General features: G+C 43.9%; 8 protein-coding genes and 2 pseudogenes. 1 reads left to right on the top strand and 9 read right to left on the bottom strand.

Features of this window, described 5'->3' with window-relative positions:
* Positions 1–44: 44 nt before the first annotated feature.
* The 9 genes and pseudogenes from ftsY to yycF form a co-directional block, all read right to left on the bottom strand.
* Positions 45–971: pseudogene (gene ftsY / locus SSIN_RS11100) on the bottom strand (signal recognition particle-docking protein FtsY); the annotation flags it as partial.
* Between the two features lie 630 nt (positions 972–1601).
* On the bottom strand, positions 1602–2420 hold the full coding sequence (locus tag SSIN_RS00595; protein ID WP_037614525.1) for a Cof-type HAD-IIB family hydrolase: 819 nt from the start codon (positions 2418–2420) through the stop codon (positions 1602–1604).
* A complete protein-coding gene (locus SSIN_RS00590; protein WP_037614523.1) occupies positions 2420–3214 on the bottom strand; it encodes a Cof-type HAD-IIB family hydrolase in 795 nt (264 codons plus the stop codon). Before SSIN_RS00590 ends, SSIN_RS00595 begins: the two co-directional genes overlap by 1 nt.
* Before the next feature lies 1 nt (position 3215).
* The gene (gene smc, locus SSIN_RS00585) at positions 3216–6752 is read right to left on the bottom strand and encodes a chromosome segregation protein SMC (RefSeq protein WP_037614521.1); all 3537 of its coding nucleotides are present in this window, start codon (positions 6750–6752) and stop codon (positions 3216–3218) included.
* Complete coding sequence (gene rnc / locus SSIN_RS00580; protein WP_037614518.1) at positions 6752–7441, bottom strand: ribonuclease III; 690 nt, start codon at positions 7439–7441, stop codon at positions 6752–6754. The genes smc and rnc overlap by 1 nt, the downstream gene beginning before the upstream one ends.
* Positions 7442–7590: 149 nt before the next feature.
* Positions 7591–7947: a YbaN family protein gene (locus SSIN_RS00575; RefSeq protein WP_037614516.1), complete on the bottom strand. Its 357-nt coding sequence runs from the start codon at positions 7945–7947 to the stop codon at positions 7591–7593.
* Positions 7948–8118: 171 nt separating this feature from the next.
* Positions 8119–8919, bottom strand: coding sequence for an MBL fold metallo-hydrolase (locus SSIN_RS00570; RefSeq protein WP_037614515.1), 801 nt, complete (start codon positions 8917–8919; stop codon positions 8119–8121).
* Positions 8912–10266 (bottom strand): annotated as a pseudogene (gene vicK, locus SSIN_RS00565) (cell wall metabolism sensor histidine kinase VicK). The gene SSIN_RS00570 and the pseudogene vicK overlap by 8 nt, the downstream one beginning before the upstream one ends.
* Positions 10259–10960 (bottom strand): response regulator YycF, encoded by a 702-nt coding sequence (yycF, locus tag SSIN_RS00560; RefSeq protein ID WP_037614514.1) that lies wholly within the window; start codon positions 10958–10960, stop codon positions 10259–10261. The pseudogene vicK and the gene yycF overlap by 8 nt, the downstream one beginning before the upstream one ends.
* A 268-nt stretch (positions 10961–11228) precedes the next feature.
* Here yycF and SSIN_RS00555 point away from each other — a divergent pair, with 268 nt between their 5' ends.
* Complete coding sequence (locus SSIN_RS00555; RefSeq protein WP_037614511.1) at positions 11229–11639, top strand: hypothetical protein; 411 nt, start codon at positions 11229–11231, stop codon at positions 11637–11639.
* Positions 11640–11752: the final 113 nt, after the last annotated feature.

The raw sequence follows: 11752 nt of genomic DNA, 5'->3' as shown, positions 1-11752 counted from the left end.
CGCTTGGTAAGACCTTATAGAGCCTATTTTCAGTATGGGCAGTTCTAAATCAGGCCTTCCAAAAGCCCTTTCATGAAGTTCTCAGAATTAAACTCACCGATATCATCAATTTTTTCACCGAAACCAATCAACTTAACCGGGATATCTAATTCCTGACGGATAGCCAAGACGACTCCACCACGGGCCGTTCCGTCTATCTTTGTCAAGACAATGCCGGTGACCGGAGTAATTTTTGAAAATTCCTTGGCTTGAACTAGCGCATTCTGACCAGTTGAAGCATCTAACGCTAAGAAAGTTTCATGCGGAGCTGCTGGATCAACTCGTTTAATAATCCGACCGATTTTCTCCAGCTCTGCCATGAGATTATCTTTATTTTGCAGACGACCAGCCGTATCAATCATGAGCACATCAATATTTTCAGACTTCGCTCTTTCTAAACCATCAAAAACGACACTGGCAGGATCGCTCTTCTCTGGACCTGTTACAACAGGAACATCCACTCGGCGGCCCCATTCAGCCAGCTGAGCAACGGCTCCTGCCCGGAAGGTATCTGCTGCCACCAGCATAACCTTTTTACCTTCTTGCGTGTATTTATAGGCCAATTTACCGATTGAGGTCGTCTTCCCTACTCCATTTACACCGACGAAGAGCATAACTGTTAGGCCATTTTGAAAATTGATTTTCTCATTGAAATGGCCATCTTTCTCATAAATATCGACCAGTTTTTCAATAATCACTCGCCGAAGGGCATCCGGTTTCTTAGCGTTTTCCAATCGTGCTTCGTGACGAAGATCTTCTGCTAAGCTTGAGGCAACCTGTACTCCAACATCACTGGTAATCAATAATTCTTCCAACTCTTCAAAGAATTCTTCGTCAACCGAGCGGAAATTTGCAAAGAAAGCATTGAGTCGTGCCCCAAAACCAGTCCGAGTTTTCTTGAGACTACGGTCGTATTTATCCTGGACACTTTCAGGTGCAGATGTTGTAGTTTCTGTTTTTTGCGGTTGTGGAGCTTCCTGAGTGACTGCTTCAGACTTTTCTTCAATTGCCTGATTATGAGCTGCTGCTTCGGCAATCCTTTGTTGCACTTCTGCGTAGTAACTTTCCATAACAGAAGGAGTCGGTTTCGGTTTTTCTTCAGTCTCTACTGGTTTTGTATCCTCTGCGTTAGTTTGCTCTTGAAGCTGAGCTACACTTTCTTCAGGCTGAGGTGCTGCTTCAGTCAATTCTTTATCCTCTGTAACAGCTTCTGCCTCATCCGTTAGGACTTTAGCCTTGTCTGCAAGCACTTCATTGAGAACCCGATCTTCAGCCAAACGCTCTTCAAGCTCTGAATAAAATTCCTCAGATGATGGAACAGTTTCCTCAGAAAGTCCTTTTGGAGCTTCGGAAGTTTCCAAAATCGGAATTACTTTCTCTTCTTGAGAGTCAACACTTTTCTCCTTTGGTTCTGCCGAATCCATAACTGATGATTCATTCAAAAGGTGTTCTTCAGTGCTCGCTTCGCTCTCTTCAAGATTTTCCAGAGCTTCTTTGACAATTTCTTCAATTGCCGGCTCTTCTTTTTTTCGACCAAAAAGGCGATCAAATAATCCCATCGATTAGTCCTCCTTTATTACATATGTTTCAATAGCCCAGGCAACTGCATCTTCATCATTTGTCATAGGAGTCACTACATTAGCCACTTCTTTGACAGTAGGAACTGCATTTTGCATCGCTACTCCTAAGCCAGCCCATTCAATCATAGAGCGGTCATTTGCTTCGTCGCCGCAAGTCATGACTTGGCTTCTATCAATTCCTAGATGGGCAATCAATTTCTCCAAACCAGTCGCCTTGTGCACATTTTTCGGTGACCATTCCAGCAACATTTCCCGTGATTTGAAAATCTCATACTGGTCAAAAAGTTCGGGCGCAATGTGAGGAATAGCTGCATCCAGCGGTTCCTGAGCAAATGCTGTGACACATTTATTGTAAGTTTCCTGGCTGGAAAGGTCTTCAAAAGCAATCGATTCAAAGCTCAAAGCTGGATTAAACTCCGCATAGAGCGATGCTTGGTCTGATTGAATCTGATAAACCAAGCCACCATCGATCGCATCCAGAGGTAGACCTAATTTCTCAGTCTCTTCATAAATTCTAGCCACATCATCATAGGAAAAAACTGTTTTATCCAAAATTTCGCCAGTATTGCGCTGAACTAGACCACCGTTAAAGGTAATAGTGTATTCATTTGCCTGACCATCGGTGCCCAGTTCATGCAGGAAAAATTCCATAGCTTTAAGCGGACGCCCTGTGGTCAACACAACTTTGACTCCCTGCTTCTGAGCTGCTTTGAGAGCTGCCAGATTACCTTCGGAAATCTGTTTATCAGAGGTCAACAGAGTCCCGTCTAAGTCCAAAGCAATCAATTTAATATCAGCCATTACAAGCCCTCCATGTAAGTCATAACAGATTGGGCCGCATGGTGGCCAATCACTTCCTTAGCAACTGCCAAAATTTCTGGCCGCGCATTTTCTGGTGCAATCGGGTGCCCTACCACCTGCATCATATGTAGGTCATTGAGATTATCACCAAAAGCCATGACCTGATTCATCTCTAGATTTAGCTTCTTAGCCAGCTCGACAAGAGCCACACCTTTATCCACATAGTCCAGCACGATATCAATCGACTTATAGCCTGTTGTCATCGCCTTAACACCAGCGACATTTTCATTGACCCAAGCTTCGCCATCGGCTACCGTTTCTTCACTGAAATTAGTCGTAAGTTTGAAAATCTCGTCTGTAATCTCACTAAAATCAGCAACTGGTTGGATATTTTCATTGTAATGCATACTGAAAGACAGATAAGATGGTTCGACTGTATCTAAGACATAACAGCCCTTTTTCCCCGTCAGGAGCAACTCATTGACATTGACAAAAGGAGACTCCTTGAGCTTGTCAAAAACCTTGAGATAAAATTCCCGTGGCATGGTTGCCTCGTATAGGTCTTTTCCCCGAAATTCTACCAGGCTGCCATTTTCTGCGATAAAAATCATGTCACCTCGGACTTCATCAAAAAGCTTTTCAAGTGAGAGGAGGCCGCGACCACTGGCAACAGCAAAGTAAATATCCTTTTCTCTAAACCGGAGTAGCAAGTTCTTGAGCCGCTCCATATCAAATTGGCCCTTGTCATCTAAAAAAGTCCCATCCATATCTGTTGCTACTAATTTTATGCTCATATTACAAACTTTCTAAATCTTTTAACTTGACCGATACAATCTTGGAAACTCCTGATTCCTGCATAGTCACTCCATAGATAGAGTCCGCTGCAGACATGGTTCCCTTGCGGTGGGTTACAACGATAAACTGGCTTTCTTTGTCAAAGCGATTGAGATAATCTCCAAAGCGCTTAACATTGGCCTCATCCAGAGCTGCCTCAACTTCATCCAAGATAACAAAAGGAATAGTCTTAACGCGGATGATGGAGAAGAGAAGCGCCAAGGCTGACAGGGCTTTTTCTCCACCACTCATGAGATTGAGGGATTGGATTTTCTTGCCTGGAGGCTGAACTGAAATTTCTACCCCAGCTGTCAGCAGGTCGCCTTCTGTCAAGATGAGATCAGCTGAACCGCCACCAAACATCTGGCTAAAGGTCAGCTTGAAACTTTCGCGAATGGCTTCAAAAGTTGTTTTGAAGCGTTCTTTGACCTCATCATTCATCTCTTCGATGGTTTCCAAGAGGAGATTTTTAGCCGAGAGGACATCGTCCCGCTGACTATTGAGGAAGTTCAGACGGCTGCTGACTTCTTCAAACTGCTCTACTGCTTCTAGATTGACTGGTCCCAAAGCACGAATAGCCTTTTCTAAGTCTTTGACTTGAGCTTCTGCAGCTGCAAGATTTTCCAAAGGACGCGCTCTTTGATCAGCCTCTTCAAAGCTGATTTGGTAATTATCCGTCAGATTGGTCAGCAGACGACGCAAGGCATCTGAAAATTTCTCTTTTTCTGCTTCTGCCTTGGCCTGACGACGAATCAGACTTTCATTTTGCTGACGGGCTTGGTCTAAATGCCCTAGAATATCCTCGGACTGGCCCTCCAAGTCGTCCAGTTCAAATTTGAGTCTGATGAGACTCTGATCCAAGTCTGTCTTTTTCTCTTGGGCAGTCTTAAGCTGCTCTTCCAAGACGGAAATATCCACCTTCTGGCTGACCGCTTCTTCCTTTTGCTCTATCAAAAGCTGCAAAGTAGCGACTTCCTTGTCCAGATCAGCCTTCTCCTCTAGCAAACGTGACAAATCATTCTTCTCAAAGCGCTGGCTAGAAGTCAGCTCCATGCTCTTCAATTTCAGCTCAGACAGGTTAGCCGATAGCTGATCGAAGCGATCCTGAACAGCGTTTTTATTCGACTTGACTTGCTCGATTTCAGCAGTAATGGCTACTTTGGAAGCTTCGATAGCCAACAGCCGCTCTTCCATTTTTTTCTTTTCAGCCGTTCCTACTGTTTCAGACTGACTAGTCAAGTCCTGCTCCTGCAGTTGCTCCAGCTGGCTGAGTTCTGCAACCCGCTCTGCAATCTGTTCGTAGGCCAACTTGACTCTTTGCTCTGTCAAGCGGGCTTGCTCACCCTCAGACTTGATGGCTTCCAAGGCTTGCTTGGCCTCTGATAGCTGAGACTGCAAGCTTTCGACTTGCTGCTCCTTAGCTTTCAGCTTCTGAGACTGCTGCTCCATTTCTCCAAGCAGGCTGTCCAGTTCAGGCTTGATAAAGATTGTGTTATTATTGCGATTAGCTCCTCCAGCATAAGAACCGCCTGTGCGCAGTTCCGTACCGTCCAGCGTTACGATTCTTACTTGGTAACGTACCTGACGGGCAGCTGCACGCGCATGCTCAATTGTATCAAAAATAGCGGTTGTTCCCAGCAGATTTTGGAAAATATTCTCCAAACTTGGCTCATAGGTTACCAGCTCTGAAGCTATACCGAGGAAGCCCGGACTGGCCTCAATTCTGGATTGATTTTGCTCGGGAAGTTGACGAGCTTTGATAGTCGTCAGAGGTAGGAAAGTAGCCCGACCAGCTCGATTTTTCTTAAGAAAATCAATGGCTCTGGTCGCTGCTCCCTCGTCCTCAACAATGATATGCTGGCTGCTTGCCCCCAGTGCAATTTCCAAAGCGGTCTGGTAATGAGAATCGAAGCTCAATTTCTCGCTGACTGCCCCGACAATACCACCCAGACGATCAGCCTCCTGCAGAACGCTTTTTACACCTGCATAAAAATTGCTGTGATTTTTGAGGATAGCTTCTAAACTGGCTGCACGGGCTTTTTTATTTTTCAAATCATCCAGCAGGGCAAACATGCTGGTCTGCTCCTTTTGATAAGCAGTCGCCAGCTTCTCGACCTGCCCCTGCTGCTCCTGATACTGATCTAGCAAGGCTCTGAGAGCAGCCTGTGCCTCTTCTAATTCCGCCTGTCGAGTCGCTTCTTCTTCCCTACCAGCTTTTAAATCAGCCTGCAGTTTGTTAAACTCAGCCTGTTTGCTGGCAGCTTGGCTCCGCTCATTCTCCAGACGATTTTCTAGCGAGGTCAAGTCATTGGACAGCTCCGCTTCTTCTTGCATGAGCTTGACGTAACGATCCCGCAGATTTTCAATCAGCTGGTCTGGGTCATCTGAAAAGTCCGCCAATTCTGCTTCCAACTGGCTCATGGCCTCTTGATTTTCAGTCAACTGGACCGCTAAAGCAGCTAGATGAGCTTCCTTGGAGGAAATATCAGCTGTCAACTGCTGGCTTTTTTCTCTCAACCCAGCCAAGCGTTCTTCATTTTCCAAACGGCTGCTGGCCGCCTGACTAGACTCCAACTTAGCTAGGTCTATCTGGCGTTCCAAATCACTGATTAAACGGGTCAGCTCCAAAAGACTGGCCTGATCATCAGACAGTTTTTGATTCACTTCCTGCCGTTTGACCTTAATCTCTTGGTTTTCAAGCTCCAATTCATCCCGTTTCGTATAATAGGCTGCTAGCTCCTGCTTGATGCTCTCCAAATCAGCCTCTGCTGCCGTCAAATCAGCTTTATTAGACTTAATTTGAGCCACCAAGACATCTAGATAAAGTTCCTGACGCTCTTGATCCAGTTCTAAAAAACGCTTGGCTGTCTCAGCCTGCTTTTCCAGTGGTTTGACTTGACTATCCAGCTCGTAGATAATATCTTCCAAGCGATCTAGATTGTCTTGAGTCTGCGCCAGCTTGCTTTCTGTTTCCTTGCGACGAGTCTTATATTTGAGCACTCCAGCCGCCTCTTCAAAGATAGCTCGTCGCTCCTCTGGTTTGCTGTTAAAGATTTCCTCTACCTTCCCTTGGGAAATGATAGAGAAAGAATCCCGTCCTAGCCCTGTATCCATGAAAAGGTCATGAACATCGCGGAGACGAACTTTTTTACCGTCAATCTTGTACTCGCTATCACCACTCCGATAGATATGGCGCTCGACACGAATTTCCTTGCCTGCTTGCTTGATAAACTGGTCCTGATTATCCAAAACAACGACGACCGAAGCATAGTTGAGGGGCTTGCGGTTCTCCGTCCCTGCAAAGATGACATCCGGCATCTTACCACCCCGCAGACTCTTAACGCTCGACTCACCCAGAGCCCAGCGCAGGCTCTCCGTAATATTGGACTTGCCTGAGCCATTGGGACCAACAACAGCAGTCACACCCTGGTCAAAAACCACCTTAGTCTTATCTGCAAATGACTTGAAGCCCTGAATTTCAATTTCCTTTAAAAACATTAGTGACTTTCCTTTTCAAATGCATCCTTGGCAGCTTCCTGCTCAGCCAGTTTCTTAGAACGGCCTTGTCCCTGACCCGCTTTCTGACCATTGATCAACACAGCCACAGCAAAGTTCTTAGCATGGGCTGGCCCTGTCTCATCTGTAACCTGATAGACAATCTCAACATCGCCATTAACCTGCAGGAGTTCTTGCAACTTGGTCTTATAGTCAGTCACCTGCTCAAAGTCACCCGCTTCCACCTTGGGAATCATGACTTGATAAATAAAGTCCTTGACAGTCTCCACATCCTTATCCAAAAGGAGGGCACCCAAAAAGGCCTCAAATAAGTCACCCAGAATGGTATCCCGATTACGACCTCCTGACTTTTCCTCACCACGACCCAGCTTGATGAAATGATCAAACTGACAGTCCCGTGCAAAGCCAGCCAAACTCTCCTCACGAACAATCATGGAGCGTAATTTTGACAAATCTCCTTCTGGTCTTTTGGGGTATTTTTTATATAAATACTCAGAAATAATCAGCTGCAGAACAGCGTCTCCTAAAAATTCCAGGCGTTCATTGTGTGAAATTTTTAAGAGGCGGTGCTCATTGGCATAGCTGGTGTGAGTAAAAGCGGTCTCTAGCAGACTACTGTCTTCAAACACCAGTCCAAACTGCTCCAGCAGTGCATCTTTTAAATGTTCCATAGTTTCTTTTTCATGCTAGGTCCAGGCAGAGCATGAGTCCAATTCCATCCTTTCTAAAATGATGTTCTTTGTGAACTATCTACCATTATACCAAAAAACAAGTGCCAACGCACTTGTTTACTTGTCTTCTTAGGGTAATTCTCAGCCTATTATTTATCTGGGATGACCTTGAAAAGGTAATAAGTAATAAAGATTGTCAGGGCGAACAAGAAAATTTTCACCCAAATAATGGGCGCGAAGGTAATGGAAATTCCCATCAAGATATAGATGGACACGATAATCTTTTTCTTACGCTCTTTGGCAATCGAACCCGTCTCCCGAAAATCTGCGACATAGACTTGATACATTTTGGTGTGATAAAGCCAATTCTCAATCCGCTTGGAGCTGCGCGAAAAGCAAGCAATAGACAAAAGCAAAAATGGGGTCGTCGGCAAGACAGGCAAAAACATCCCTATCACTCCTAAGGCCAAAGATAGGCAGGCGATCACAAAATAAATCAGACGCATTTCGTTTCCTCACATACGTTTTCATAGTCGTTCGTCATTTTCGTTCTTTTTCTTCCTTTCTAGTATAAAAAACAGGCTAAAAAACATAGAACTAGTGTCTCATAAAAAGCAATCCTTGTCAATCCTAAAAAAGTTGGAACCGTGTGTTCCAACTTTCTGAGCGACTGACGATTAGATATTTACCAAAGGCGTTGCAGTATCAGGAGAAGTATCGAAGACCTGGAAATCATGACCTACTGGCAAATCAGCTTGAGCCAGTTGATTGACCATGGTCATATGAGCCAGCTCCTTGATATTATTTTCCTTACTCAAATGCCCCAGATAAATACGCTTGGTGCGATTGCCAAGTGTGCGAATCATGGTCTCTGCACTGTCTTCATTAGATAAATGCCCCAAGTCAGACAAGATCCGTTGTTTCAGACTCCACGGATAGGCACCGCTCCGGAGAATCTCGATATCATGGTTGCTCTCAATCAAATAAGCATCCGCATTCTCAATCACTCCAGCCATACGGTCACTGACATAGCCCGTATCTGTCAGCATGACAAAACTCTTGTCATCCTTCATAAAGCGATAAAACTGGGGGGCAGCCGCATCGTGGCTAACCCCAAAACTTTCGACATCTAAGTCGCCGAAGGTCTTGGTTTTACCTAGCTCAAAGATATGCTTTTGGCTAACATCCAGCTTGCCCAAATCCTTTTCCATAGCCCGCCAGGTTGCTTCGTTAGCATAAATATCTAGATTGTACTTACGCGCCAAAACTCCCACGCCATGGATGTGATCCTTATGCTCATGGGTGACTAAAATGGCATCTAAATCTTCCGGTTTGCGGTCAATTTCACTCAAAAGGCTCGTAATTTTTTTCCCTGATAGACCAGCATCGACGAGCAAGCGTTTTTGGTCTGTTTCCAGATAAAAGCAATTGCCGCTTGATCCCGATGCCAGAATACTATATTGAAATCCTTTAGTCATTTTCACTTTCTACATTTTCTTCATTTTCCCAGTCATCCAAACGGACAGCATCATTATCATAAGGAAGGACGATGGTAAAGGTAGATCCCTTACCGTACTCGCTCTTGGCCCAGATAAAGCCATGATGCTGCTTGATAATTTCTTTGGCAATGGACAAGCCTAAGCCAGTCCCTCCCTGAGCTCGGCTGCGAGCCTTATCCACTCGATAGAAACGGTCAAAAATCTTCGGCAGATCCTGCTTGGGAATCCCCAGACCTTCATCTGAAATTGAGAGAATCAGCTGTACATCTGTTGTTTTCACAGATACGGTAATGGTACCACCATCAGGTGAATATTTGATAGCATTGTTCATGATGTTATCAATGACCTGCGTCATCTTGTCCGTATCAATCTCCACCCAAATTGGTGTAATCGGATAATCCCTAATAATCTCATATTTTTTGGTCTCGTCCTGATTTTTAATCTTATCAAATCGATTCAGGATAAAGGTGATAAAGGCTGTAAAATTGGTCAACTCCACTTCCAGATGACTGGTATCATTATCAATCCGCGACAGGCTGAGCAAATCCGTCACCATCCGCATCATCCGGTTAGTCTCAGTCAGTGAGACCTTGACAAAGTCCGGCGCAATTGGCTCTGACAGAGCCCCATCGTCCAAGGCTTCCAGATAAGATTTCACACTGGTCAAGGGCGTCCGCAACTCATGGCTAACATTGGAAACAAAAAGCCGGCGCTCCCGCTCCTCTTTGTCCTGCTCAGTCGTATCATGCAGGACCGCCACCAAACCTGATATAAAGCCAGATTCCCGTCTAATCAAGGCAAAACGAACCCGTAAGCGCAAATATTCCCCGTTCTCATCCTGAGAATCAATAATCAATTCAGNATCAGGTCCCGAAGACTATATTCATCTGAAATTGAAAGCAGATCCAAAATATTCATATTTTGGACCTCACTTCTTTTGACCCCCAACTGCTTGGTCGCCATATCATTAATGGTAATAATCTGCCCTCGGCGGTTGGTGGCAAGCACCCCGTCTGTCATGTAGGACAAAATACTAGACAGACGCTTGGTTTCCTGCTCAAGATTTTCATGTGTCAAGCGGATAACTTCTGACAAATCATTGATACTATTGGTCATATCTGTAATTTCCGGACTTCCTTGCATGTCTAGCACTTCTGAATAGTCACCAGAAATCAAATCTTTAATTTTCTGATTAAGCTGCAGAAGCTTTTGGTTGTCACGGCGATTTTCCAATAAGAGCAGAGCCACGACCACAATGAAGCCGATAATAATGATAGCAAAGACGAAATCCGCAGAGATTACAAATTGTTTAATTTCTTCAATCATTATTTCTCATATAGTAGCCAACACCACGGCGAGTCAAGATATACTCAGGCCGGCTTGGCGTATCTTCAATCTTTTCACGCAGGCGACGAATGGTCACATCCACTGTCCGGACATCACCAAAATAATCATAGCCCCAGACAGTTTCAAGTAAATGCTCACGCGTCATCACTTGACCAATATGCGTTGCTAAGTGATGCAGCAATTCGAACTCCCGATGTGTCAGCTCCAGCTCTTTTCCATGCTTCTTAGCCACAAATGCATTAGGTAAAATTTGCAAGTCCCCAATATTTAATTCATTTGGTCCACTATCTTCTGCTTGACTCTCAATGATTAAATCTGCACGGCGAAGAAGAGCCTTAACCCGCGCCTGTAATTCACGATTTGAAAATGGCTTGGTTACATAATCATCTGCACCGATTTCAAGACCAATAACCTTGTCAAATTCACTATCCTTGGCAGACAGCACAATAATCGGGACATTGCTAGTCTTACGAATGGTCCGAGCAACCTCAAGTCCATCAACTTCTGGCAACATCAGATCCAGAATCAAAATATCTGGCTGCTCCGCTTCAAACATTTCTAACGCTTCCTTACCATCAAAAGCTGTCAGAACTTCATAACCTTCTTTGGTCATATTAAATTTTATAATATCTGAGATTGGCTTCTCATCATCAACAACTAATATTTTTTTCATTTATTCACCACAAAATTTTGAGAGGAAACGAGCCATCCTAACAAAAAACTAGAACCTCATTTCATTAATTCATCTTCTATTGCAAATAGCATCCTATGGATCATTTTAATCGATTCGACATAAAATCACTACAATCATACCACATATTATACCAAACTTTCTTAAAAATGGCTAATTCAAGGGTCAAACCTGATTTTCATAAAAAGATTCATCCTTTCTAAATAATATGGTAGAATAATATAAAAGGGATTACACAAGGAGGTTTCCAATGAAAAAATCCATAGTATTCGTTTTTACTGTATTTATCCTTATCTGTCTGAGCGCTTGTAGTATTTTAGGCATCGGCCGAGGTGAAACGTACCGCGGAAAATGGAAAGCTCAGGGTTCTGCGGGAGAAAATATTGACCTAGTTTTCGAGGAAAACACTGGAAAATTAGGAGACAAGGAATTTCATTATGTTCTTGATAAGTCTGGATATGAAGACAATACAAAATATTATTCCATCACTGTCAACGATACTTATCACTACACTATTGCTTTTCCTGACAATGACCTCAAAATTGCTGTTCTTTTAGAACCCGACGATCCTAGAGATCCCTTATATGGGGAAATGCTTTATGCAATGAATCGTCAAAAATATCCTAATTTCCAAAAATATATAGATAATTATTTGAATTAGCTCTATTCTTTGAAAGCTTGTTAAACAAAAGAAGAGGCTGAGACAAAAAGAGGCTCTATAATTTCTGTAGTGGGTAACTCCACCGCAGGGATTATGGAGCCTATTTTGTTGTA

This window comes from Streptococcus sinensis (assembly GCF_000767835.1).
GTDB classification, from domain to species: Bacteria; Bacillota; Bacilli; order Lactobacillales; family Streptococcaceae; genus Streptococcus; species Streptococcus sinensis.
This window is presented reverse-complemented; position numbering and strand designations above follow the sequence as displayed.

Bases quoted from the DNA above. Each gene is read 5' to 3' on its own strand.
- SSIN_RS00595 (WP_037614525.1), bottom strand. From the start codon at position 2,420: ATGGCTGATATTAAATTGATTGCTTTGGACTTAGACGGGACTCTGTTG.
- SSIN_RS00590 (WP_037614523.1), bottom strand. From the start codon at position 3,214: ATGAGCATAAAATTAGTAGCAACAGATATGGATGGGACTTTTTTAGAT.
- smc (WP_037614521.1), bottom strand. From the start codon at position 6,752: ATGTTTTTAAAGGAAATTGAAATTCAGGGCTTCAAGTCATTTGCAGAT.
- rnc (WP_037614518.1), bottom strand. From the start codon at position 7,441: ATGGAACATTTAAAAGATGCACTGCTGGAGCAGTTTGGACTGGTGTTT.
- SSIN_RS00575 (WP_037614516.1), bottom strand. From the start codon at position 7,947: ATGCGTCTGATTTATTTTGTGATCGCCTGCCTATCTTTGGCCTTAGGA.
- SSIN_RS00570 (WP_037614515.1), bottom strand. From the start codon at position 8,919: ATGACTAAAGGATTTCAATATAGTATTCTGGCATCGGGATCAAGCGGC.
- yycF (WP_037614514.1), bottom strand. From the start codon at position 10,960: ATGAAAAAAATATTAGTTGTTGATGATGAGAAGCCAATCTCAGATATT.
- SSIN_RS00555 (WP_037614511.1), top strand. From the start codon at position 11,229: ATGAAAAAATCCATAGTATTCGTTTTTACTGTATTTATCCTTATCTGT.